Genomic DNA, 20,602 nt, shown 5'->3' with positions numbered 1-20,602 from the left:
AGGAAGAATGGCAAAAAAAGCGCCTGAGATTGGCGATTACAAATATGGATTCCGCGATAAAGACGTTTCTGTTTTCCGAACAGAACGAGGATTGACACGGAAAGTCGTTGAAGAGATTTCAAAAATGAAAAATGAGCCGGAATGGATGCTTGAGTTCCGATTGAAAGCATTGGAACATTTTTATGCAAGACCAATGCCACAATGGGGTGGAGATTTATCCGAATTGAATTTTGATGAAATTACTTACTATGTCAAACCGTCCGAAAAACAAGGTCGTACTTGGGATGAAGTACCGGAAGAAATCAAGCGGACCTTTGATAAATTGGGTATCCCTGAGGCAGAACAAAAATATTTAGCGGGGGTGTCCGCCCAATATGAGTCTGAAGTTGTGTACCATAATATGAAGGAAGATTTGGAGAAAATGGGAATTATCTTCAAAGATACCGATTCAGCATTAAGAGAAAACGAAGATATTTTCCGTAAATATTTCGGAACAGTCGTCCCTTATACAGATAACAAATTTGCAGCTTTAAACTCTGCCGTTTGGTCGGGAGGTTCGTTTATTTATGTTCCACCAGGTGTAAAAGTAGATACACCGCTGCAAGCCTACTTCCGGATTAATTCGGAAAACATGGGTCAATTTGAACGTACGTTAATCATTGTTGATGAAGGGGCTTCCGTCCATTACGTAGAAGGATGTACAGCACCTGTTTACACAACAAACTCGCTTCATAGTGCCGTTGTAGAAATTATTATTAAAAAAGACGCATATTGCCGTTATACAACGATTCAAAACTGGGCAAATAACGTTTATAACTTAGTAACAAAACGGGCAGTTTGTGAAGAACGGGCAACAATGGAATGGATTGACGGCAATATCGGTTCGAAGTTGACTATGAAGTATCCTTCCGTGTTATTAAAAGGTGAAGGTGCACGAGGCATGACACTTTCCATTGCATTTGCAAGTAAGGGTCAACGCCAAGATGCCGGGGCAAAAATGTATCATTTAGCACCAAATACTTCTTCCACGATTGTTTCAAAATCCATTTCAAGACTCGGTGGAAATGTAACCTATCGTGGTCAAGTGCACTTCGGCCGTAAAGCAGATGGTGCCAAAGCAAATATTGAATGTGACACAATTATTATGGATAATCAATCAACTTCTGATACGATTCCATACAACGAAATCTTAAACGATAACATCTCTTTGGAACACGAAGCAAAAGTGTCGAAAGTGTCTGAAGAACAATTATTCTACTTGATGAGTAGAGGAATATCTGAAGAAGAAGCGACAGAAATGATTGTTATGGGCTTTATTGAACCATTTACCAAAGAACTGCCAATGGAATATGCCGTTGAAATGAATCGATTGATCAAGTTTGAAATGGAAGGCAGTATTGGGTAATTGGATTTATAAATGAAAGAAGCATTCGACTAAGTATTGTTTTACTTGGCCGGATGCTTTTTTTGCGATTCACCAGTGCCTCCCGTCAATTCGCTAGGGTCAACAGGAAAACGCAAAAAATTCTTTATTTCCCATATCCTTTTTCGTATTAAAATGATAATATATTAATTAAATAAATTATTGGTTTTATAATTGTATTATCAATTTTTATGTTATACTATATTTTATCAAATTATTATTTTTGTCAGAGAAAAGGAGAAATTATACGTGGGAAGAGTATACAATTTTTCAGCGGGTCCTGCACAACTACCGGTATCAGTTCTTGAACGGGCTCAGGAAGAATTATTGTCCTATCAAGAGAAGGGTATGTCCGTAATGGAAATGAGCCATCGTTCTTCTGATTTCAAAAAAATTATTGAGCGGACAGAAGAACTAATCAGGGAATTAATGGAAATACCTGAAACATACCGGGTGCTGTTTATTCAAGGGGGAGCATCATTACAATTTTCTATGGTTCCGTTAAATTTATTAAAGGACGGCGGACATGCCTACTATGTGAATACGGGGTCATGGTCAAAAAAAGCCCTTTCTGAGGCGAAAAAAATCGGAGAAGCAAAAATTTTGGCTTCCTCTGATGATCAGAATTTCACATACATTCCGGAGCTAGATTTACAACAAATTAATGAACAAACAGACTATGTGCATATTACAACAAATAACACAATTGAGGGTACTCGGTTTACAAAATTTCCAAATACCGGTCATGTTCCTTTGGTAGCTGATGCATCATCGAATATATTATCAGAACAATGGGATGTGTCAAAATTCGGTTTAATCTATGCCGGTGCTCAGAAAAATTTAGGTATATCGGGGTTGACCATTGTCATCATTCGTGAAGACTTGATTGGACATGCGAAAGCAGATATTCCAACCATGCTCAACTATGAAACATATACGAAAAATAATTCCTTATATAATACACCACCAACTTTTGCAATTTATATAACAATGCTTTTGATGGAATGGTTAAAAGAACAAGGTGGAGTCGCAGCCATAGAAGAAAGAAACAAAGAAAAAGCCAATCTTCTATATAAGGCAATAGAAGATTCCAAATTATTTTATTCAAACGTGAAAAGAGAAGACCGTTCATTAATGAATATTCCGTTTATGACGGATTCCGATGAACTGAATAAATTATTTGTAAAAGAAGCTGAACAAGAAGGATTACATCAACTAAAAGGTCACCGTTCCGTAGGGGGAATGCGTGCGAGCATCTACAACGCGATGCCAATTGAAGGTGTCAAGGCGTTAGTCGATTTCATGAATGAATTTGAGAGAAAACATATTTAAGGGGTTGAAAGCATGTATTCCATCCGCACATATAATTCAATTGCCAAAAGAGGTCTTGATGTTTTTACCGATAACTATGAAATAAATGCAAGTGATTATCCGGATGCCATTTTATTACGTAGCTATAACTTACATGAAGAAGTGATTCCCGAATCTGTCAAGGCAATTGCCCGGGCAGGTGCCGGTGTAAATAATATTCCTGTTGATCGTTTGACAGAGGAAGGGATAGTGGTCTTTAATACGCCCGGTGCCAATGCCAATGCGGTGAAAGAATTATTACTTATGAGTTTAATAGCAACTTCCAGGCATTTAGTGGAAGCAGTTAGCTGGACGAAATCATTAATTGGTGAGGGAGAAAATGTTCCAAAGCTTGTTGAAAACGGGAAAAAGCAATTTGTAGGAACGGAGATTTCCGGGAAGAAACTTGGTGTGATTGGTGTTGGAAAAGTTGGCGTGCTAGTTGCTAATGATGCACATGCATTAGGAATGGAGGTTATGGTTTATGACCCGTTCATTTCGGTTAATGCAGCTTGGCAATTATCGCGAAATATAAAGAGAGCGGAAAGTGTCAATGAAATTTTCCAATCATGTGACTACATTACCATCCATGTGCCTTTGACATCAGAAACAAAAGGGATGCTTAACCAAAATGCTTTCGAAATCATGCAAAATCATGTGCATATTTTTAATTTTTCCCGGGGTGAGTTAGTAAACGAAGACGACTTGGAGATCGCTCTTCAAGAAAGGAAAATTGCCGGCTATATAACCGATTTTCCGACAGAAAGAATTTTACAAATGAAAAATGTTGTCGCACTTCCGCATTTAGGTGCTTCAACAACGGAAGCCGAAGAAAATTGTGCCTATATGGCTGCCAACCAAATTAAGGAATATTTAGAAACCGGCAATATTCAAAACTCTGTTAATTTCCCAAACATCAGCATGCCGTATGTCGGGAATAAGAGACTTTCGATTATTCATAAAAACATACCGAATATGGTCGGTCAAATTACGAGTTATCTTGCTAATCATTCGATCAATATTGCAAATATGGTTAATGGCAGTAAAGGAGCATTTGCCTATACAATGATTGATATTGATAATGGTATTCCAAGCGAAGTACGGAATGAACTAACGGTGAATATTAGCCGAATAAATGGTGTGATAAAAGTGAGGATTATTTAATTGTAATTTGGATAGGTTTTTCGGCAGGGTGCAAAAACAAAGATTATAACAATCTAAATATATCATTGCTTTTAATGGATATGTTTTCGGCAGGGAAGGGAATGCGAACGGTAAATTGGAAATACCCTTCTCTTTTTTTGTATGATACAAATTACCTAAACATGTACGAGGTGGATATTCACATACTAAAATGATAGAATTTAAGTAAGAGCAGGCCTCTTTCAGCCTCAAAAATTGCTAAACATTGAGGGACATAAGATGAATGAAAAGATTATAATTTATCATACGAATGACTTACACAGTCATTTTCAATATTGGCCAAGAATCCGCCAAAAACTATTAAAGCAAAAGAAAATCCATAAAGAGTTGCATGAATCAATGTTTTTATTTGATATCGGTGACCATTTAGACCGGTTCCACCCATTTACAGAAGCAACTTTAGGGAAAGGGAATGTTCGCCTGCTCAATGACGTTGGTTTTCATGCTGTTACCATTGGCAATAATGAAGGCATTACCTTATCACATCAAGATTTACTCCACCTTTATGATGAAGCACAATTTGATTGCATTGTCGCCAACTTATATGATAATGAAGGAAACAGACCACATTGGGCGAAACCATATACCATTTATGAAACCTTGCAGAAAACGAAAATCGGTGTCATTGGTGTGACGATTAACTTTACTAATTTTTATGAACCACTGGACTGGGTGGTAACGAATCCATTTGCAGAGTTGGAAAAGTGGATTCCGATTGTGCGGGAAAAAGTGGATGTTTTAATCATACTATCCCATTTAGGTCTGTCTGATGATGAAAGGATTGCCGAACAATTTCCACAAGTCGATGTCATTTTAGGTGCGCATACTCATCATATTTTGCCTGAAGGAAAATGGGTTAATGGTTGTTTATTATGTTGTACCGGTAAATTTGGCTTAAACTTAGGTAAAGTAGAATTATTGCTAAATCATGAAAAGAAAACGATCAAAAAAAGGGCTGAACTAATCCCGTCAAGAAATTTGGATAAAGAAGATCAGGAAGAAAATTTTGACCAAAGATTGATTGAAGAAGGAAAGGAACTTCTGTCTAATCCGGTTGCCTATTTGCCAAAAAAACTGGAAACAGACTGGTTTCATCATACAAAATTGAATCAATTGTTATGTGCGTCTTTAACAGAATGGTGCGAGGCAGATTGTTCCTTTCTCAATGCAGGTGTTCTGTTAGATCATTTAGGTCCGGGCATAGTGACCGATTATGATATTCATCGGATCTGTCCGCATCCGATTAACCCGTGTACTGTGCGATTAACCGGTGCTGAATTAAAAGAAGTCATCGTCCAAACGGTAGATGATAAATATACAACTTTAGAAATCAAGGGATTTGGTTTTCGCGGGAGTATTTTTGGGAAAATCATTTATGATCAAATTGAAATCAGCTGTCAAGGATCAGCGATAAAAATCCAAATTAATGGTGAAGACCTTCAAATGGAGCAAAATTATACGGTTGCCACGCTGGATATGTTTACATTTGCCCGCTTTTATCCGGAAATTACCCGGGCTGAGAAAAAATATTACTTACCGGAATTTTTAAGAGACCTGCTCAGATGGAAACTAAAGTGTAATTATCCGGTAAAGAGCGAATACTAACCGGTTATATCTGCACATATCGTCCCTATTTTCATAATGTAATATGGAAAGGGGCGAATAAAATGATTGATATCAAACCTTTAACAATAGAAAATCGGACTTTTATTGCGGTTGTCGTAAAGTTGCCAAAAACAACATTATTGGTTGTCACAAGTGAGAAAGGTTATATTATGTGTGGTGCTTTAGATGTTCACTTGCTTAATAATCGTTTAAAGGATCGGAAAATCATCGCCGCCAGAGCAGTTGGTGTTAAAACGATTGATGAATTGTTAAATGCGCCACTGGAATCTGTAACAGAGGAAGCGGAAAGCCGGGGAATTAAAAAGGGAATGATTGGGAAGGAAGCACTACTATTCATGTAAAATATTTTAAAAATAAGCGTTAAATCCCCCTTTGCAAGCATAAGTATAATTTGTAAGGGGGGATTTATTATTGGTAAAATTTCGCCGATATCCACGACGTTCTCTGTTTTTTCGAACATTTAGGCCATATAAAGTATATAAACCTTATAAACCGATAAAACCGAAACCACTCCCGTTTCGCTATGTTGTTTTACTGTCCTTTGTCTTTTTTCTATTATCAACATCACTGGGATTATGGATAGTCAACAGTGCCTTAAAGCCAACACTTATGGCGTACGCAGAATCACAATCAATCAATTTGGCTACATATATTATAAATAAATCAATCAGGCAAGAAATTGATAACGGACTCGATTTAAATGACATTATTAAAGTAGATCCGTACGGAAATTCAACATTAACTTCTTTTAATATGGGAAAAATAGAAGATACAGCAAACCGGATCACAAATCAAATTTTAAAAAATATTAATTCAATGGAGCATATGGATGGATTTTCGCCGGCCGTTGCGACAGATGGGGAAATTAAAGAAGTTGAACCAAGTGCTGCGGGTGGGATTCAATTTAAGGTTCCTTTTGGTAGAATTACAGATCATATTTTATTGGCAAATTTAGGACCTGATATTCCGGTTGAATTTAAAGCCATCGGTGATATTGAATCGAATATTGAGACAACGACAAAAGAACATCAAATTAATAGTACATGGTTTGAAATCCGCCTCCATATTAAAGTCGGCATTCAAATGCTTGTTCCATTTACATCGGAAATGAAAATGATTGAGCGAAATGTACTATTAGCTTCAGGTGAAATGAAAGGTGATGTCCCGCAGTTTTATAATAGCGGCGGCGGACAACTGACACCTTCGATTGTGTTGCCTGAGGAGAAGGAAAAAAAGGATAAAAAGGAATAAAGGGATCTTGCCGTTTTAGTTATTCACTTCGAATAACGAAAGACTAGAAATTTTTTGATCGATAAGAATTATTTAACGAGAAATGTGCGCTACATTATCATCTTTATTTTGAAATGTAGATGAAAAGGACCGAGGAAAAACTTCCCCGGTCCAAGCCATTTATTTATATTCCGCCCAAGTAGGCTTCTTTTACTTTTTCGCTGTTTTGCATTTCTGATGCATTCCCGGATAAAACAACGGAACCGGTTTCGATAACATAAGCCCGGTTCGCGATGGAAAGGGCCATATGTGCATTCTGTTCCACAAGCAAAATTGTCGTTCCGTCCTTATTAATTTCTTGGATAATGTTGAAAATTTGTTTTACTAAAAGTGGAGCCAAGCCCATGGACGGTTCATCCAGCAACAGTAATTTTGGTTTTGCCATAAGTGCACGACCGATTGCCAGCATTTGCTGTTCTCCGCCGGATAAAGTTCCGGATAATTGGTTCCGCCGTTCATGCAATATTGGAAACAACGAAAATACCTTGTCCAAATCTTGTTTTATTCCCTTTTTATCCTTCCGTAAATAAGCGCCGAGGTCAAGGTTTTCCTCCACAGTCATATTGGCAAAAACTCTTCGCCCCTCGGGAACATGGGAAATCCCGGCTTTCACAATCGATTGAACGGGTTTTACACGAATGGATTCACCTAAATATTGTATTGTTCCGGCAGTTGGTCGCAATAATCCGGATAATGTTTTTAAAAGCGTTGTTTTTCCTGCTCCATTTGCCCCAATTAGGGTTACAATTTCTTTTTCTTCCACGGTTAACGAAACATTTTTTAACGCTTGAATATTGCCGTAAAAAACATCAATCCCTTCCACTTTAAGCATGGTCTTCACCAACCTCTTCACCTAAATATGCTTCAATAACCTTTGGATGTTTACGAATTTCTTCAGGTAACCCTTGGGCAATTAATTGACCGTGGTCGAGTACAAAGATTCTTTCACAAATTCCCATAACCAGTTTCATGTCGTGCTCAATAAGCAGAATCGTTAAATTAAATTTTTCTCGGATAAAAGCGATAAGTTCCATCAATTCTTTCGTTTCCTGCGGGTTCATTCCGGCTGCAGGTTCATCCAATAATAACAGCTTAGGTTCAGCGGCCAGTGCCCGGGCAATTTCCAATCGTCTCTGCCCCCCGTAAGGAAGATTTTTTGCTTTTTCATCTTTTAAATGATCAAGTCCGAAAATTTTTAAAAACCCAATTGCTTTTTCTTCCATTTCCTTTTCGTTTGTAAAATGGGAAGGAAGGCGCAATATGGAACTGAAAATACTATGTGTCGCCAAAGGATGATAGGCAATTTTTACATTGTCCAAAACGGATAATTCTTTAAACAAACGGATATTTTGGAACGTACGACTAATTCCTTTTCTTGTTACTTTAAAAGGCGGAAGTCCACTAATTTTTTTACCGGTAAAAATAATTTGACCCTCTGTTGGGGCATAGACGCCTGTTAACAGGTTGAAAATTGTCGTCTTTCCGGCACCGTTCGGACCGATTAAACCTAACAATTCTCCTTGGTTAATGGTCATATTGAAGTCAGATACAGCTTTCAAACCGCCAAAGCGGATACCGAGATTTTGAACATCGAGAAGAGGCTCAGCTTTCGAAATGACCATATTGTTTGCCCCCTTTGAAACTCTTTTTCTTTTGAAAAAGTTGGGTAATTTCTTTTGTCCCCATTAACCCTTGTGGTCGGTATAACATAACAATAATTAGGACAAGGCTGTAAATAATCATCCTTGTTTCTGAATATTCTTGTAAAAATGTTGAAATAATGGTTAATAAAATTGCGGAAATGACAGCACCGGACATACTGCCTAGACCACCTAAAACAACAAAAATTAAAATATCAAAGGACTTAAGAAATCCGAAGTTACCCGGCTGGATAATATAAAAATTATGGGAATACAATCCGCCTGCAATACCGGCAAAAAAGGAACCGAGTACAAAGGCAATGACTTTATAGTATGTCGTATTAATTCCCATTGCATCAGCGGCTATTTCATCTTCGCGGATGGAAATACAGGCTCGTCCGTGTCGGGAATTTGTAAAATTGGCGATCACAAGTATGGTGAGAATGGTACAAATAAAGGCAATGGTCCAATCTGTCATCCGGGTGATCATCATTCCTCGGGCACCACCGACAAAATCCCAGTTCAAGAAGACAATGCGAATAATTTCAGCAAAACCTAATGTGGCGATGGCCAAGTAGTCTCCTCGTAAACGCAGGCTGGGAATACCGACAATCAGTCCGGCAATGGCTGCCGCAAGACCTGCCGCAATGAGAGCCACAATAAACGGCATTTGTAATTTCATCGTAAATATAGCGGCAATATAAGCGCCAATCGCCAAAAATCCGGCATGACCGATGGAAAACTGACCGGTAATCCCGATGACCAGATGGAGGCTGACTGCCAGCATAATATTAATTAATATGGTAATCAATGTATTTTCATAAAACGGGTTTAATATTCCGTTATATAATAAAAATTGAATAACGGCATAGATCACAACCGCAAGCCCGAACATGAGAAAAAAGCTTTTACTCTTTTTCATATCCATTTCACCTACACTTTCTCCCGCGTATTTTTTCCAAAGATGCCGGATGGTCTAAAAATGAGAATCAGGATTAGGATAATGAAAGCTGCGGCGTCTCGCCATGAGGAAAAACCAAAGGCACTGACGATAACTTCCACAATTCCAAGGATGAAACCGCCGACCATAGCGCCGGGAATAATCCCGATTCCACCCAATACAGCTGCGATAAAAGCTTTTAATCCCGGGATAATCCCCATTAAAGGATCAATTTTAATATAATATAGTCCGAATATGACTCCGGCGGCACCGGCCAAGGCAGAACCGATGGCAAATGTTGCGGAAATGGTTGTATCTACATTTATTCCCATAAGCTGGGCAGCATCTTGATCATGACTCACTGCTCGCATAGCTTTGCCGATTTTGGTACGATGAACAATAAATTGAAGGAGAACCATTAGGACAATTGTAATTAGTAATATATAAAGCGATTGACTGTCGATTTTCGCTCCAAACAGTTCAAATGATTTAGCAGGCAAAATTTCTTTCGGATATGCTTCCGGTTGGGCTCCACGGAAGTAGATGACTACGTATTCAATCAACAAAGATACACCGATTGCGGTAATTAAGGCGGCAATTCTAGTTGAGTTTCTTAACCGTTTATAAGCAACCCGTTCGATAATAACCCCGAGAATTGCACAAACCGTCATCGATAATAATAAGGCGGGAAAGAAACCGAGGTTCCAGCCGGTAATTGCGAAAAAGCCGACAAATGAGCCAATCATGAATACATCACCATGAGCAAAGTTAATTAATTTAATAATTCCATATACCATCGTATAACCGAGAGCAATCAATGCGTAAATACTACCGAGTGATATGCCGTTAACAATCTGCTGTATCCATTCCATTATGTTCACTCCCTATATAAGTCATGTTGGCTTAAACGGAAAAAGGTCAAAGTTGAAGTTGCAGTTATTAAGCTGCACTCCCTATATTTTAAGTGCTTGTTAGCTTAACTGGAAAAAGGGAGGAAAAGACCTCCCATTTTGCTGTGCGTGAAAAGTCGTCTCACCATTATTCCGGATCAACTTTTGCTTTAAATTTTTGCTCTCCGTCCACATATTCCAAAATGGTTGCAGATTTTATCGGATTATGCTTTTTATCAATCGTAACAACACCGGTTACAAGTGAAATGTCTTTTGTTTCTGCCAACGCATCCTTAACGGCTTCCCGATCTAAGCTTCCTGCACGTTTAATTGCATCCACTAATAGATAAACAGAATCATAACCTAATGCGTTAAATGCGTCAGGTGATTTATCTTTATATTTTTCTTTAAATTTTGTTACGAATTCCTGGATCTTTGTATCCGGGTCTTGAGCTGAATAGTGGTTGGTAATAAATGTATTGTTTAACGCATCTTTACCGGCCAAATCAACAAGTGTCGGTGAATCCCAACCATCAGCGCCCATTAACGGCACAGTCACACCTGATTCACGGGCTTGTTTAACAATTAATCCAACTTCTTCATAATAGCCGGGAATAAATACGAATTCCGGATTGGCAGATTTAATCCGAGTTAAAGTGGAACGGAAATCTGTATCACCGGCTACATAAGATTCCTCGGCAACGATTTTTCCGCCGGCCTTCTGGAATGTTTCTTTAAATGCGGCAGCCAGACCCTTTGCATAGTCACTGGCACTGTCACTATAAATGGCAGCCGTTTTTACACCTAATTCCTTTGCGGCAAAGTTTGCAGCTACCGTACCTTGGAACGGATCAATATAAGACGTACGGAACACATACTCATTAATGGAACCATCTTCATTTTCAGTAACATTTGGAGCCGTTCCGGATGGTGATAACAAGATTGTTTTCGTATCATTTGCGATTTGTGCTTGTGCAATCGTATTCCCACTGGTTGCCGCACCGATAATAGCCAGTACATTTTCTTGGCTTGTTAAGCGGGTAGCAGCACTGGCAGCCTCAGCGTTGTCTGATTTATTATCCACTTTAACCACTTTTATTTTTTTGCCGTCTACACCACCGCTAGCGTTGATTTCTTCAATTGCTAATTCCATGCCTTCAGAAATTGATTGACCGTAGGAAGCTACTTCTCCTGATAACTCAAGGTTTGCGCCAATTTTTATCGTATCTCCTTTGGCATCACCACCACCGGAATTACCACCGGAAGAATTGTGCCCCCCGGAACAACCGGCCAATACACCGGCAAACAATGTAGAGGCCACCAAAATTTTCTTAATACTACTTTTCATACATATCCCCCTTTTATAATTCAGTGATAATTCTGACAAATGATGTTAGATTACTAGATTTAAACCAAGTAGATCTAGCAACAGATAATTGTCAGAAGTGAGCGAATAAAATATAATTATATTAATATATAGATATTGTAAATCATAAACTTCATTTCGTCCAGTTGTTTTTTAAAAATAAAAATATTTATCTGAAGTGGGTATATTTTTTAAGGAAGGAAATATTCCATTAATAGAAAAAAACTACAGTATCTGATAACTGTAGTTTTATATAAATATTATGTAAAAATAATTATTTTTTGTTTTTTGTCTCTCTTTCCCATCTTTTTAAGTGTGGAAATGGATCAAAAGACCATTCGGTTTTTCCGTTATCTTTATACATTCCATAGTGAAGATGCGGGGGGAATTTCCCTGCTGTGCCCGGTGGTCCATATCCGGAACTTCCGACACTGCCGATTAATTGCCCCGGTTTTACCATATCGCCTAACTTTAAATCTTTTGCAAATCCGTTCAAATGGGCAAAATAATGATACGTATTGTTTATATCACGAATCCCGAGTCGCCAGCCTCCATATTTATTCCAACCTTTCATTTCAATCACACCGTAACAGGTTGAATAGACATTAACGCCATAATCGGCAAAAATATCTGTTCCTTCATGAATCCGTCGGCCGCCCCAACCCCTAGCATCTCCCCATGTATCACGGTAACTAAAGTTTGCCCGAATCGGGAGAGGAAAGTGATGTTCCTCCAAATTTAACGTTTGCCAGGTATGATACATTTTTGCAAAACTGACTATTATTCCTACCGTTTTATCTCGTTTATAATACTCCCAAAGCCCTATTTTAATATGGTCTTCATCTGTTCCGAAATTCAATAAATAATTGGCCATAGTATATAAAACATCTTCATCATTTGTTCTTTCCGCTTTGCCGTCACCATTACCATCCTGACCAATCCCGCCAAAAATTTTTATACTTAGAGGATTCGTATCTTCTTGATCCGGATTGAGAAGACCGCACCACTTTTCAGCCGGAATATAAATCCCCGTTAATCCGGTTGGCTTTGGTAAATCTTTCCGGACTGAGCGAATATTTCTTTCATATTGATCGATGGCAGCTAAATAATACCAAGGTATAAAAGTAACGCTTTCGATCTTTTTATAAAGCACCATTCGCCTTTGATATAATTCCTCTCTTTCCGAATCGGCAGCGAAAACATTTCCGGGATAAAATAAGGTGAGGAGAAAGCAGATTGTGATTATATGTATAAAATTGCGCAAATACTACACCTCCCAATTGTATAATGCTAATTTTTGCATCCGATTGAACATTCATGATTGATATATTTTGGTAAAAACAGTGTGTTTTCTAAGCAAACGATATTAGTGATTGAACACGAAAAATGGGGTATAATCATTTTATAGGCTTTGTCAAAGATGAGGGTGATATACATATGGTTTGTATCCACAATTTTTGTTATGAATTGGTGGAAGAAAGAAAAAACGGGTTTAATGAACAAGCTTTTCGTGAACGATACAGTGAGATACTAAGTCGCTATGATTATATTGTTGGTGACTGGGGATATGGTCAATTAAGGCTAAAAGGTTTTTTTGATGACCAGAATCAAAAAGCAACCTTTGATACGAAAATTAGTACATTATCGGAATATCTTTATGAATATTGCAATTTTGGCTGTCCCTATTTTGTTTTAAAAAAAGTGGACAAGTAATTAAAGTTTTAAAACGATTGATTCTTTCAACATAAAAGAAGATCGTAATCAAATAAGCTGTTGTTATAAAAGGAGATGACCCATCATGTTTTTTGTCGATCGGGAAAAAATTGAAGATACCCTTACCTTTTTAGAAGGACAAATCAACATTTTTAATCAATTGGATCAGATTGAAAACCAAGTGCAAAAAGCGGCACTGGAGCGGGTGGCCCAAATGATGTTAGAATCCGTCATCGATGTCGGTAACAGCCTTATCGACGGTTTTATTATGCGTGATCCGGGAAGTTATGAGGATATTATTGATATCCTTTTGGACGAGCAGGTAATTGGCGAAAAAGATGGGGAACAGCTGAAAAAACTAATTCCTTTTAGAAAAAGTTTAGTTCTCTTTTTTACATCCATTGATCATGAAGAATTGTATCGGCTTGTAAACGAAAACTTGCAGGCATTTATAGATTTTCCAACCCATGTCAGAACATACTTAGCAAAAGAACTGGGACCGGTATCTGCATTTAAAAGTAAGTGAAAAAAGGAAAGCTGAAAACTGGTCATTAGAAAATCATAACAAACATGGCGGTCAACATCATACCTCCACCAAACACAATAAAAAAGGTTTATTTTCATGGTAAACCGGTTTGCTAAACGAATTTTATTTTCAAACATAGGTTCGTAAACATTGAAAGGAGAACGAATGAAAAAGTATCAAGGTTATTTGATTGATTTAGATGGAACGATGTATCGGGGATCCGAAAAAATTGAAGCGGCAGGCAGATTTGTTCAACGTTTAGTGAAGCATAACATTTCATATTTGTTCGTAACGAATAATTCAACAAGGACGCCGGAACAAGTCGCCGAGAAATTGAGATCCTTTGATATTCCTGCAACAAAAGAGCAAGTATTTACGACAAGTATGGCAACTGCTAATTACATAGAAGAAATAGATAAAAATGCAACGGTTTATTATATTGGAGAAGAAGGACTTCAAACCGCCTTGGAAGAAAAAGGATTTCGTTTCGCCGGAGAAAATGCCGATGTTGTCGTTGTCGGTCTTGATCGCGAAATTACGTATGAAAAATTAGCGGTAGCTTGCCTGGCTATACGTAATGGTGCCAAGTTTATTTCGACAAACGGTGATTTTGCTTTGCCGACAGAACGCGGATTTATGCCCGGTAATGGTGCGCTGACGGCTTTAATTAGCACTTCAACGCAAGTACAACCAATTTTCATTGGAAAGCCGGAAACGATTATTATTGAACAAGCTTTAAAAGTAATCGGTTCGGATAAGACGGAAACGTTGATGGTTGGTGACAATTACGATACGGATATTGCTGCAGGGATTCGTACCGGTCTTGACACGTTAATCGTTCATACCGGTGTAACGAGTAAAGAGAAATTGAAGGAATTCCGTGAACAACCGACCTATTCAATTGATTCACTTGATGAATGGGAGTTTTGATTGGAGATGTTAAAAAATCCCTAAAAAAGGGATTTTTTAACATTTTACCACATATTTTGAACTGCCGATATTTCCGTCAATTTGGAACGTATGTTACTCTACATTTGCTGCTCTGTGGGCAAGACGGCTGGATGCTGCGGCAGCAATCGCCCCAACAAGATCATCTAAAAACGTATTAACTTTCCCTGTTGATTTATCGTTCAAATACTTCAAAATTCCCGGTTTTAATTTGTCAATATAGCCATAATTCGTAAAACCGATTGAACCATAGACGTTCACAATCGAAAATGCCAAAATTTCATCCACTCCATAAAGACCTTCATCCGTTTTAACAATCGACAACAGTGGTTCTTCCAATAATCCCTTTTCTGCAAGAACATCTAATTGAACCCCGGTAATCACCGCATTTTGCACTTCCCGTTTTTTCAATACAGCTTCAACGTTTTCAATGCACTCTTGTAATTGTAATTCAGGATGATAGCCCTTTTGTAGAAAATAGACTAATTCCGCAATATTTTTAATGGTTACACCCCGATCTTCCAACGCTTTTTTTGCAATATCTCCTATTTGTGGAAACATATTTGATTGTTCATTCATATCATTCACCAATCCTTATTCATTAATTTGAAACAATACCTGATATGTATAGTTAGGTAAAAGAAAATATATTTGGTAAATCCATCATAATATTAATTATAACAATGATTTTAAAAAAATGTTAAAAAGGGGAACAGCGCATGATTCAGTTCTTGCAACAGGAGTTTGGCATTTTCCCGGGCCAATCTTTTAAAATCCGCCAATATGATGCTTATTATGATGGTCATCATATTTATATTTTGATAAAAGTATATGAACAGGAGCAGGAAGAATTACAGGTTCGCTATGAAATGACAAATTATCTTCGGCAAAATGGCGAAAAATTTGTTCCTGCTTTTTTCGCTGCCACGGACGGGAGATTTGTTAAACAGCTGGATGAAAATTATTATATTGTTTTAAAGTTAGAACAATGGCGAAATAAACCATATCAATTTCCGGGCAGGCGGTTGGCTTACTTTCATAACCATGGGAAATATTTTCGGTCAGAAAAAGATGTACTAAATCGGCTTGGTAAATGGAAAGAGTTATGGGAAAGCCGCATTGATCGGCTAGAAAAAATATGGCAACAGAACGTAATGAATCAACCGAATAATGACTTTGAACGACTTTTTATTGACTCTTTTCCTTATTATGCCGGGATGACTGAAAATGCCATTCAATATTTTGTAGATACGACGATCGATGAGCAACCGACCGGTTTTGATGTTGCGACCGTTTGCCATGAACGATTTACCATGGATACTTGGACAGATCCGATCATTTTGAAAGATCCTTTTGATTGGATTGTTGATCACCCGGTGCGGGATATTGCAGAATGGATTCGGCATGTGTATTTCAGCCAGCCGCAAATGGTCCAGAAACCAATTCAAAAATTTATTCAAGATTACGAAACACAGACGTCTTTATCTCCTTTTGCTTGGCGGTTACTGTATTCCCGTTTAGTTTTGCCAATTCACTACTTTCAATGTATTGAATTGTATTACGCCCGTTTGGCAGATAATTTTGACAATAGCATGACAGGAGAAATAAAGAAAATTCTCAATCAATCCGGTGATTATGAACGTTTCCTAGCTCATTTTTATGATATGGCAGGAGCTCCTCATCGTTCACTTCAATTACCAAAGCTCGATTGGTTCAACTAACCATCCGTGGGAAAAACCCCCACGGATGGAAATTTCACTTTATTTTTATGATATAATAATGGCAGTAGAATAGATTGAAGTTTTGGAGGGTTAGTTATGTCATCGAAACCGTATATATACATAACAAGAAAACTGCCGGAAGAGATAATTAATAATCTTTGTACATTTGCCGATGTTGGCATGTGGGAAAAAGAAGAAGAACCGGTTCCACGGGAAATATTATTGCAGGAAACGAAGAAAGCGGACGCACTGTTAACGATGTTATCTGACCGTATTGATGAAGAAATTTTTCAAGCAGGCGAAAAATTGAAAGTAATTGCAAACTTGGCGGTCGGCTATGACAATATTGATATTGAACTTGCCACAAAATACGGAATCGCTGTTTGCCATACACCCGATGTTTTAACCGATACGACTGCTGATTTGGCCTTTTCCTTATTATTAATGGTGGGGAGACGTTTAGCTGAGTCCGTAGAATTGGTAAAAAGTGGAGAGTGGAAAAGTTGGAGCCCGCTATTTATGGCAGGTACGGATATCCATCATAAAACAATTGGAATTGTTGGCATGGGGAAGATCGGTGAAGCTTTGGCAAAACGGGCATTAGGCTTTGATATGAACGTTTTATACCATAATCGTCATCGGAAAATGGATGTTGAAAAAGCATTAGGGGTTCACTATCGCTCTTTTCCTGATCTTGTAACTGAGTCCGATTATGTTGTTTGTTTAACCCCGCTGACGGAAGAAACAAGAGGAATGTTCACCAAAGACGTATTTCGAAAAATGAAAAAAACGGCATTTTTTATCAATGTGGCCAGAGGTGCGGTAGTGATAGAAGAAGATTTACTGTTGGCACTTAGAGAAGGAGAAATTGCCGGAGCGGGTCTTGATGTATTTGAAAAAGAACCGATTGATCCGCAACATCCTTTTTTAAAAATGAAAAATGTAGTTGCTCTCCCGCATATCGGCAGTGCATCAATTGAAACACGAACAGCAATGATGAAGCTTTGTTGCCGGAATATCGAGTTGATTTTGAAAAATGAAAAGCCGATTAGTATAGTGAATGAAGCAATGTTTTTAGCTAAATGATTGAAAATTTATTCCATGCGTTACGCTGAGAAAAAAGGGCTGGGGTAAAGATCCCCCGCCCTATAATCAATTTAAAACACTTGTTCAACTTCTACAACACCCGGGACTTCTTCAAATAATGCCCGTTCAATACCCGCCTTCAATGTAATAGTCGAACTTGGGCATGTTCCACAAGCACCAAGTAACCGCAATTTAACAACGCCATCTTCCACATCAACAAGTTCACAATCCCCGCCGTCACGGAGAAGAAACGGACGCAGTTTATCTAAAACCTCTTGGACTTGTTCTTTTAATTCAGGCATTCCATCGCACTCCTTTCTAAATCCTATTATAATAAGGATAGAGAGAAAAATCCATTTGTTAGTTTTGTAAAGAATCCCAGGTCTAATTTTTTTGACCCTTGATGCATGGTTCAGTGAAATCGGCTGTAAATGGATCTTTCGCAGCTTCCTTGTGGGCTTAACCTTAAGTCCTAAAATTTTCAACTACTTAGAATCTGGGAAATTTTACTTTTAGTGGTTAAAAAATTGTACTCATTGTCATTGTTTGAGATGATTGTAAAATGTAAGGGAGAAAGGAGAATACCTATGGAAATTTTCAATCCGGTTGTCATTACCATTTATGGTGCGGAACAAATTTGTGCAAGTTGTGTTAATCTGCCATCATCAAAAGATACGTATGAATGGCTGCAGGCTGCAATTTCAAGAAAATATCCGAATCAACCATTTGTGATTGATTATGTCGATATTATGAATCCGCCTGATGATGAGGAAAAGCGGCAATTCGCCGAAAAGGTAATTGAGGAAGATTTGTTTTACCCGGTTGTCGTCATTGGTAATCAAATCGTGGCGGAAGGGAATCCAAATTTAAAGGTAATTTACGCAGAAATGGAAAAATACGGATATAAGTAAGCTGGACTTTAAAAAAGGTTTATCCCGGCAAACAATGTATGTTTATAATAATTAAGACAATTTCCTCAAATCGAGGAAATTGTCTACTATATTTTCAACCGTTGTGAAATTTATACAGCCAGAGAATCCCGGATTTTAATAGTCTTGCTACACGTCCGGTCAATGGACGCTCAGCGACGAGACCGAATCCTTGTTTTTTCCCTAACGAACCAAGAATCCCTTTCAATTTTATTTCCGGCAACTCATCCGGCAAATCTTCCCCATTCCATCTTTTTAATAATACTTGAGCAATTTGGTCGCCTTGTGCTTCTGCAAGTTGGGCACTCGGTGCAAACGGCAAGCTTGCACAGTCACCGACTACGTAAACATGTTCATTTCCGGGAATATTATGATAAGGTGTCAAAACAACTCTCCCGGATTCGTCCTTTTCAACATCAAGTTCGCGAACAACTTTATTTGGGCGAATCCCTGCTGTCCAAACAATACAATCAAATTTCATTGGTTCATCATGATTATATAAAATGCCTTCTTCCACTTTTGTGATATTTGCATAGTTGACAATGGTGACTCCATGGTCTTGAAACCAATCGTTGACATATTTACTCAACTTCTCCGGAAACTTTGAGAGAACCATTTTGCCACGATCAAACAAAAATATTTTTAAATCAGGTCTTGATTCATGAAGCTCACTGGCAATTTCTACTCCGCTTAATCCGGCACCGACAATCGCCACTCTTGAACTTCTAGGCAAATTATTTAACGCATTATTTGTCTGTCTCGTTGCTTCAATGGATTGGATTCCGTACGTATACTGATCGGCCCCCGGAATATCATGGTACTTATCTTCACAGCCTAATCCAATAATAAGATCATCGTAAATAATTGCTTCATGGTTTTGCAATTCAACTCGGTTGTTTTGCAAATCGATATGACTCACTTCATCATTAATAAATTCCAGTTGCGGGTGATTCGGAAATGCTACCCGAATGTGGTTATCCGGGATAGTCCCGGCTGCCAGGGCATAAAATTCGGTTTTAAAACAGTGATAAGGTGCTTTATCCACTAGCACGATTTTAATGTCTTCTGGAACTCCGCTTTGGAAAAGTTTTTGCATAATCCGCATTCCACCGTAACCGCCGCCTAAAATGACAAGTTTTTTCATGGTATTTTCCCCTTTGTTTGATTCTAGTTACTCCTCAATTTTTGTTAAACTTTTATTTTTCTAATATTATAAAATTGGAAGTGAATCCCCTTTCATTTCTGAAAAACATATTCAATAAAATTATATTTGAATGATAAGAAATATACAACCGATATTTACTATTTTAGCGGGTTCACAACAAATTGGATAGGAAACCGACCCGGAACACGAAAAAACATTGTGAAATAATCAATTCCATTTCGTTGTGAATTACAGCAAGAATGTTTATACTAAAAGTATAGTTAAAAAAGGAAAAACATCCTTGATTCATGAAGGAGGTTTCAAAATGGAAAATGTGATTTTTTTATCGGAATCTGCCGCATACCAAGTAAAAGACATGATGGAACAAAATAATGAACAAGATGCGTATTTACGTGTTTTTGTTAAAGGCGGCGGCTGCAGTGGTTTATCCTATGGGATGACTTTGGAACATACAGTGAAAGAAACGGATATTGAGTTTGAACAACATGGTATAAAAGTTCTTGTTGAGAAAACAGATGCTGCCATCTTACAAGGAACAAAAATAGATTATAAACAGTCTCTCCTCGGAGGCGGCTTTACGATTGATAATCCGAACGCAATTGCCACTTGCGGATGCGGCTCATCTTTCCGTACCGCAACAAATGCCGGAGCACCCGGTGATTGTTAACAGTAAGATGACAAATCGGGATACGAATAAATGGTTGGGAAAAGAAAAGCGCAGAGCGCCCGCTTAGCGACGTACAAACTGGAGCGCCCCGCAATGAGATAAAGGAAACACGGCGAGGG

At 38.1% G+C, this 20,602-nt stretch carries 22 protein-coding genes; 13 read left to right on the top strand and 9 right to left on the bottom strand.

Features of this window, described 5'->3' with window-relative positions; translation table 11 throughout:
- Window positions 1-7: 7 nt before the first annotated feature.
- From sufB to yunB, 6 genes are all read left to right on the top strand, one after another.
- Entirely contained in the window at window positions 8-1,405 is a 1,398-nt protein-coding gene (gene sufB / locus BT1A1_RS13495; protein WP_034772145.1) for a Fe-S cluster assembly protein SufB, read from the top strand.
- 267 nt (window positions 1,406-1,672) lie between these two features.
- Entirely contained in the window at window positions 1,673-2,755 is a 1,083-nt protein-coding gene (serC, locus tag BT1A1_RS13490; protein ID WP_034772142.1) for a 3-phosphoserine/phosphohydroxythreonine transaminase, read from the top strand.
- A 12-nt stretch (window positions 2,756-2,767) separates the two neighbouring features.
- Window positions 2,768-3,937, top strand: coding sequence for a phosphoglycerate dehydrogenase (locus BT1A1_RS13485; protein ID WP_034772140.1), 1,170 nt, complete (start codon window positions 2,768-2,770; stop codon window positions 3,935-3,937).
- A 258-nt stretch (window positions 3,938-4,195) separates the two neighbouring features.
- Complete coding sequence (locus BT1A1_RS13480) at window positions 4,196-5,581, top strand: bifunctional metallophosphatase/5'-nucleotidase (protein ID WP_034772138.1); 1,386 nt, start codon at window positions 4,196-4,198, stop codon at window positions 5,579-5,581.
- 62 nt (window positions 5,582-5,643) lie between these two features.
- Complete coding sequence (locus tag BT1A1_RS13475) at window positions 5,644-5,943, top strand: YunC family protein (RefSeq protein WP_034772126.1); 300 nt, start codon at window positions 5,644-5,646, stop codon at window positions 5,941-5,943.
- Window positions 5,944-6,013: 70 nt separating this feature from the next.
- Window positions 6,014-6,853: a sporulation protein YunB gene (gene yunB / locus BT1A1_RS13470; protein WP_051989135.1), complete on the top strand. Its 840-nt coding sequence runs from the start codon at window positions 6,014-6,016 to the stop codon at window positions 6,851-6,853.
- Between the two features lie 163 nt (window positions 6,854-7,016).
- Here the strand turns inward: yunB and BT1A1_RS13465 are convergent, their stop codons facing one another.
- The 6 genes from BT1A1_RS13465 to BT1A1_RS13440 all read right to left on the bottom strand — a co-directional run bounded on the left by BT1A1_RS13465 (window position 7,017) and on the right by BT1A1_RS13440 (window position 12,992).
- Window positions 7,017-7,724: an ABC transporter ATP-binding protein gene (locus BT1A1_RS13465; protein ID WP_034772124.1), complete on the bottom strand. Its 708-nt coding sequence runs from the start codon at window positions 7,722-7,724 to the stop codon at window positions 7,017-7,019.
- Window positions 7,717-8,514, bottom strand: a complete 798-nt coding sequence (locus BT1A1_RS13460; protein ID WP_197057104.1) for an ABC transporter ATP-binding protein — start codon at window positions 8,512-8,514, stop codon at window positions 7,717-7,719. The genes BT1A1_RS13465 and BT1A1_RS13460 overlap by 8 nt, the downstream gene beginning before the upstream one ends.
- The gene (locus tag BT1A1_RS13455) at window positions 8,495-9,454 is read right to left on the bottom strand and encodes a branched-chain amino acid ABC transporter permease (protein ID WP_176458905.1); all 960 of its coding nucleotides are present in this window, start codon (window positions 9,452-9,454) and stop codon (window positions 8,495-8,497) included. The genes BT1A1_RS13460 and BT1A1_RS13455 overlap by 20 nt, the downstream gene beginning before the upstream one ends.
- 11 nt (window positions 9,455-9,465) lie before the next feature.
- Window positions 9,466-10,344 (bottom strand): branched-chain amino acid ABC transporter permease, encoded by an 879-nt coding sequence (locus BT1A1_RS13450; RefSeq protein ID WP_034772121.1) that lies wholly within the window; start codon window positions 10,342-10,344, stop codon window positions 9,466-9,468.
- A gap of 166 nt (window positions 10,345-10,510) precedes the next feature.
- Window positions 10,511-11,710: an ABC transporter substrate-binding protein gene (locus tag BT1A1_RS13445; protein WP_034772119.1), complete on the bottom strand. Its 1,200-nt coding sequence runs from the start codon at window positions 11,708-11,710 to the stop codon at window positions 10,511-10,513.
- 292 nt (window positions 11,711-12,002) lie between these two features.
- Window positions 12,003-12,992, bottom strand: coding sequence for a M23 family metallopeptidase (locus tag BT1A1_RS13440; RefSeq protein ID WP_244996661.1), 990 nt, complete (start codon window positions 12,990-12,992; stop codon window positions 12,003-12,005).
- A gap of 173 nt (window positions 12,993-13,165) precedes the next feature.
- On the opposite strand from BT1A1_RS13440, the gene BT1A1_RS13435 reads away from it, so the two are divergent.
- The 3 genes from BT1A1_RS13435 to BT1A1_RS13425 all read left to right on the top strand — a co-directional run bounded on the left by BT1A1_RS13435 (window position 13,166) and on the right by BT1A1_RS13425 (window position 14,897).
- On the top strand, window positions 13,166-13,441 hold the full coding sequence (locus BT1A1_RS13435) for a YutD family protein (RefSeq protein WP_034772117.1): 276 nt from the start codon (window positions 13,166-13,168) through the stop codon (window positions 13,439-13,441).
- Window positions 13,442-13,526: 85 nt separating this feature from the next.
- A complete protein-coding gene (locus tag BT1A1_RS13430; protein WP_034772115.1) occupies window positions 13,527-13,967 on the top strand; it encodes a DUF86 domain-containing protein in 441 nt (146 codons plus the stop codon).
- Window positions 13,968-14,132: 165 nt separating this feature from the next.
- Entirely contained in the window at window positions 14,133-14,897 is a 765-nt protein-coding gene (locus tag BT1A1_RS13425; RefSeq protein ID WP_034772113.1) for a TIGR01457 family HAD-type hydrolase, read from the top strand.
- A 93-nt stretch (window positions 14,898-14,990) separates the two neighbouring features.
- Here the strand turns inward: BT1A1_RS13425 and BT1A1_RS13420 are convergent, their stop codons facing one another.
- The gene (locus BT1A1_RS13420) at window positions 14,991-15,494 is read right to left on the bottom strand and encodes a phosphatidylglycerophosphatase A family protein (RefSeq protein WP_043988675.1); all 504 of its coding nucleotides are present in this window, start codon (window positions 15,492-15,494) and stop codon (window positions 14,991-14,993) included.
- Window positions 15,495-15,634: 140 nt separating this feature from the next.
- On the opposite strand from BT1A1_RS13420, the gene yutH reads away from it, so the two are divergent.
- Together yutH and BT1A1_RS13410 are read left to right on the top strand one after the other, a co-directional pair.
- The gene (yutH, locus tag BT1A1_RS13415) at window positions 15,635-16,636 is read left to right on the top strand and encodes a spore coat putative kinase YutH (protein WP_034772107.1); all 1,002 of its coding nucleotides are present in this window, start codon (window positions 15,635-15,637) and stop codon (window positions 16,634-16,636) included.
- Between the two features lie 96 nt (window positions 16,637-16,732).
- Window positions 16,733-17,722, top strand: coding sequence for a 2-hydroxyacid dehydrogenase (locus BT1A1_RS13410; RefSeq protein WP_034772104.1), 990 nt, complete (start codon window positions 16,733-16,735; stop codon window positions 17,720-17,722).
- Between the two features lie 71 nt (window positions 17,723-17,793).
- On the opposite strand, the gene BT1A1_RS13405 is transcribed toward BT1A1_RS13410, so the two are convergent.
- The gene (locus BT1A1_RS13405; RefSeq protein WP_034772103.1) at window positions 17,794-18,024 is read right to left on the bottom strand and encodes a NifU family protein; all 231 of its coding nucleotides are present in this window, start codon (window positions 18,022-18,024) and stop codon (window positions 17,794-17,796) included.
- A gap of 285 nt (window positions 18,025-18,309) precedes the next feature.
- Here BT1A1_RS13405 and BT1A1_RS13400 point away from each other — a divergent pair, with 285 nt between their 5' ends.
- Complete coding sequence (locus BT1A1_RS13400) at window positions 18,310-18,633, top strand: YuzD family protein (RefSeq protein ID WP_034772101.1); 324 nt, start codon at window positions 18,310-18,312, stop codon at window positions 18,631-18,633.
- 94 nt (window positions 18,634-18,727) lie between these two features.
- Here the strand turns inward: BT1A1_RS13400 and BT1A1_RS13395 are convergent, their stop codons facing one another.
- Entirely contained in the window at window positions 18,728-19,795 is a 1,068-nt protein-coding gene (locus BT1A1_RS13395) for an NAD(P)/FAD-dependent oxidoreductase (protein WP_034772100.1), read from the bottom strand.
- A gap of 325 nt (window positions 19,796-20,120) precedes the next feature.
- Here BT1A1_RS13395 and BT1A1_RS13390 point away from each other — a divergent pair, with 325 nt between their 5' ends.
- A complete protein-coding gene (locus tag BT1A1_RS13390; RefSeq protein ID WP_034772098.1) occupies window positions 20,121-20,483 on the top strand; it encodes a HesB/IscA family protein in 363 nt (120 codons plus the stop codon).
- Window positions 20,484-20,602: the final 119 nt, after the last annotated feature.

Source organism: Caldibacillus thermoamylovorans (assembly GCF_000751775.1).
Classification (GTDB): domain Bacteria; phylum Bacillota; class Bacilli; order Bacillales; family Caldibacillaceae; genus Caldifermentibacillus; species Caldifermentibacillus hisashii.
This window is presented reverse-complemented; position numbering and strand designations above follow the sequence as displayed.

Excerpts from the sequence above, each read along its gene's own strand:
- BT1A1_RS13485 (WP_034772140.1), top strand. The coding sequence starts at position 2,768 with ATGTATTCCATCCGCACATATAATTCAATTGCCAAAAGAGGTCTTGAT.
- BT1A1_RS13455 (WP_176458905.1), bottom strand. The coding sequence starts at position 9,454 with ATGAAAAAGAGTAAAAGCTTTTTTCTCATGTTCGGGCTTGCGGTTGTG.
- BT1A1_RS13460 (WP_197057104.1), bottom strand. The coding sequence starts at position 8,514 with ATGGTCATTTCGAAAGCTGAGCCTCTTCTCGATGTTCAAAATCTCGGT.
- BT1A1_RS13425 (WP_034772113.1), top strand. The coding sequence starts at position 14,133 with ATGAAAAAGTATCAAGGTTATTTGATTGATTTAGATGGAACGATGTAT.
- BT1A1_RS13430 (WP_034772115.1), top strand. The coding sequence starts at position 13,527 with ATGTTTTTTGTCGATCGGGAAAAAATTGAAGATACCCTTACCTTTTTA.
- BT1A1_RS13465 (WP_034772124.1), bottom strand. The coding sequence starts at position 7,724 with ATGCTTAAAGTGGAAGGGATTGATGTTTTTTACGGCAATATTCAAGCG.
- BT1A1_RS13450 (WP_034772121.1), bottom strand. The coding sequence starts at position 10,344 with ATGGAATGGATACAGCAGATTGTTAACGGCATATCACTCGGTAGTATT.
- BT1A1_RS13445 (WP_034772119.1), bottom strand. The coding sequence starts at position 11,710 with ATGAAAAGTAGTATTAAGAAAATTTTGGTGGCCTCTACATTGTTTGCC.
- BT1A1_RS13475 (WP_034772126.1), top strand. The coding sequence starts at position 5,644 with ATGATTGATATCAAACCTTTAACAATAGAAAATCGGACTTTTATTGCG.
- sufB (WP_034772145.1), top strand. The coding sequence starts at position 8 with ATGGCAAAAAAAGCGCCTGAGATTGGCGATTACAAATATGGATTCCGC.
- yutH (WP_034772107.1), top strand. The coding sequence starts at position 15,635 with ATGATTCAGTTCTTGCAACAGGAGTTTGGCATTTTCCCGGGCCAATCT.
- BT1A1_RS13480 (WP_034772138.1), top strand. The coding sequence starts at position 4,196 with ATGAATGAAAAGATTATAATTTATCATACGAATGACTTACACAGTCAT.
- BT1A1_RS13390 (WP_034772098.1), top strand. The coding sequence starts at position 20,121 with ATGGAAAATGTGATTTTTTTATCGGAATCTGCCGCATACCAAGTAAAA.
- BT1A1_RS13395 (WP_034772100.1), bottom strand. The coding sequence starts at position 19,795 with ATGAAAAAACTTGTCATTTTAGGCGGCGGTTACGGTGGAATGCGGATT.
- BT1A1_RS13400 (WP_034772101.1), top strand. The coding sequence starts at position 18,310 with ATGGAAATTTTCAATCCGGTTGTCATTACCATTTATGGTGCGGAACAA.
- BT1A1_RS13410 (WP_034772104.1), top strand. The coding sequence starts at position 16,733 with ATGTCATCGAAACCGTATATATACATAACAAGAAAACTGCCGGAAGAG.
- BT1A1_RS13420 (WP_043988675.1), bottom strand. The coding sequence starts at position 15,494 with ATGAATGAACAATCAAATATGTTTCCACAAATAGGAGATATTGCAAAA.
- BT1A1_RS13435 (WP_034772117.1), top strand. The coding sequence starts at position 13,166 with ATGGTTTGTATCCACAATTTTTGTTATGAATTGGTGGAAGAAAGAAAA.
- BT1A1_RS13405 (WP_034772103.1), bottom strand. The coding sequence starts at position 18,024 with ATGCCTGAATTAAAAGAACAAGTCCAAGAGGTTTTAGATAAACTGCGT.